This window comes from Kitasatospora sp. NPDC091257, from assembly GCF_044757675.1.
Classification (GTDB): Bacteria; Actinomycetota; Actinomycetes; order Streptomycetales; family Streptomycetaceae; genus Kitasatospora; species Kitasatospora lactacystinica.
Window position 1 is genome coordinate 1 of sequence record NZ_JBIVVI010001363.1, and the last position, 2,221, is coordinate 2,221.

Annotated in this window: 1 protein-coding gene and 1 pseudogene; one reads left to right on the top strand and one right to left on the bottom strand. The window is 72.7% G+C overall.

The genetic code is table 11. The features are described from left to right. Positions 1-608: 608 nt before the first annotated feature. Positions 609-1,919 (top strand): YhgE/Pip domain-containing protein, encoded by a 1,311-nt coding sequence (locus ACIQOV_RS38295; protein ID WP_401055380.1) that lies wholly within the window; start codon positions 609-611, stop codon positions 1,917-1,919. A 43-nt stretch (positions 1,920-1,962) separates the two neighbouring features. On the opposite strand, the pseudogene ACIQOV_RS38300 reads toward ACIQOV_RS38295, so the two are convergent. Next, positions 1,963-2,221 (bottom strand): annotated as a pseudogene (locus ACIQOV_RS38300) (formate dehydrogenase); the annotation flags it as partial.

Here is a 2,221-nt window from a genome sequence, read left to right on the forward strand (position 1 = left end):
GGGGGGCGGTTCGGAGGCAGGCGGCGGCTCTCCCCGCGGGCGGGCACGGCGCATCGGCGCGCGGCTGCGCGGCCCGTACGGTGGCGTGCGGGCACGGCGGAGCCGCGTGCGGACATGGCGTGCCGTCGTCGCTGATGACTGCCGAAGAATGGTGACGGATCGTCAGGACGTGCTGCGGGGAAAGGTGTTACCGCATGCCGGAGGTGTGCGAGGGCAGGCGGGGATAGGGGCAACTGTGGCCCGGACTACTGCAATCCATGTCTCTCGCCTCCTCCCGGCCGGCGCACCCCGTGGTGCGTGTCATCGACGCGGCAAGGAGCTCACCGGCCCGCGCGACGCGACCGCCGGTTCACCCCAACTCGTCAGAGCTTAGTCCCGCCCGGGAGCGATACTTGCGCACTTGGTAAAACCTTTACCTTTCTGTCGGCGTACGCCGGTGCCTGCCGTCGCTGCCCGTCCGCGCCCGCCGCTGTCCGCTGCTGCCCTTCCACGCCCCGGGGCGGGCGGCGGCCGGCCGGGTGACGGGGGTTTGGCCGCCGGGCCGCCACGGAACGACTTCCCGCCGTACCGGCACCGGCACCAGGTCGTGCCCGAACCCGAGGGGTGGCATGGCGACCGCAGACTCCCAGGGGCCTCCCCGGCAGGCGCGGGCACTGGCGCTCGCACGGAACCCGAAACTGTGGCTCTTCCCCGGCGTCCTGTGCTGCCTGCTGGCCGTCCTCCTCTCCCTGCTCTACATGGGGGGCATCCTCAACCCGAGCGGGCACCTGCACCGGCTGCCGATCGCCCTGGTGAACGAGGACCAGGGCCCGCCGCCGCCCGGGCAGGCGGAGCCCCTCGGCGCCCGGCTGGCCGCGGCCGTGGTGGCCGGCACTCCCGACAGCACCGTCCAGTGGCGGCAGGTGGACGCGGCCGGACTGGGCGAACAGCTCGCCGCCGGCAAGGTCTACGGCGCGCTGGTCGTGCCGAAGGACTTCAGCGCCGCCGTCACCTCGCTGGTCGCCGGCGGCGCCGTCGAGCGGCCGACCGTCACCGTGCTGACCAACCCCGGCATGGGCAGCCTCGGCTCCTCGATCGCCGCGCAGATCGCCCAGAACGCCGCCCACCAGGCCTCGACGGCGCTCGGCGGGCAGCTGCTGGCCGCCGTACCGGCCTCCGGCGCCCCGGGCCCGGACACCGGAGCCACCGCCCGGCTGCTGCTCGCCGACCCGATCGCCGTCACCACCCAGGTCGGCCACCCGATCGGCGGCCACAGCGGGCTCGGCCTGAGCGCCTTCTACTTCACCCTGCTGGCCGTGCTGACCGGCTTCATCGGCGGCAACATCGTCCACAACGGCGTCGACGGCGCGCTCGGCTACAGCGACAGCGAGATCGGCCCCTGGCACACCCGCCGCCCGACCGTCCCGATCAACCGCACCCAGACCCTGCTGCTCAAGATGGTCATGACGGCCGGGATCATGCTGCTCACCACCTCGCTCGTGGTGCTCTGCTCGGTCGGCGTCCTGGGCATGGACGCCCCCCACCTGGCACAGCTGTGGATCTTCGCCTACTGCGCCAGCCTCGCCGTGGGCCTCGGGGTGCAGGCGATCAACGCCGCGTTCGGCGGGATCGGGCAGCTGGTGTCGATGTTCGTCTTCATCGCGCTGGCACTGCCCTCCTCCGGCGCCACCGTCCCGCTCCAGGCGGTCCCCGGCTTCTACCGCTTCCTGAGCCTCTTCGAGCCGATGCGCCAGCTCAGCGACGGCATCCGGGCGATCCTCTTCTTCGACGCCAGGGCCGACGCCGGGCTCACCCGCGGCTGGGTCATGATCGGAATCGGCGCGGCGCTGGCCCTGCTGTTCGGCTTCGGGATGACCCGCTACTACGACCGCAAGGGCCTGCACCGCTGGACGCCCCAGCCCTCCGGCCAGGACACCTGACCGCCGGGGCCGGGCGGCCGGGGCGGTCAGGTGTCCTGGCCGGTCAGGACGCCTTGGTGACGGTCACCTTGAGGTGCTTCATGATCGGCTGGTCGCTCTGGGTGCTGTAGTCGCCGATCGCGCACAGCACGTTCAGCTCCGGCATGTACCCGGCCGCGCAGCCGCGCGGGATGTCGTACGGGACGGCCAGGTAGCCGTGCACCGAGCGGGTGGACCCGTCCCGGGCGGTGCTGGTGACGTCCACCCGGTCGAACTCGTCCAGGCCGCGCTCGCGCATGTCGTCCCGGTTCAGGAACACCAGG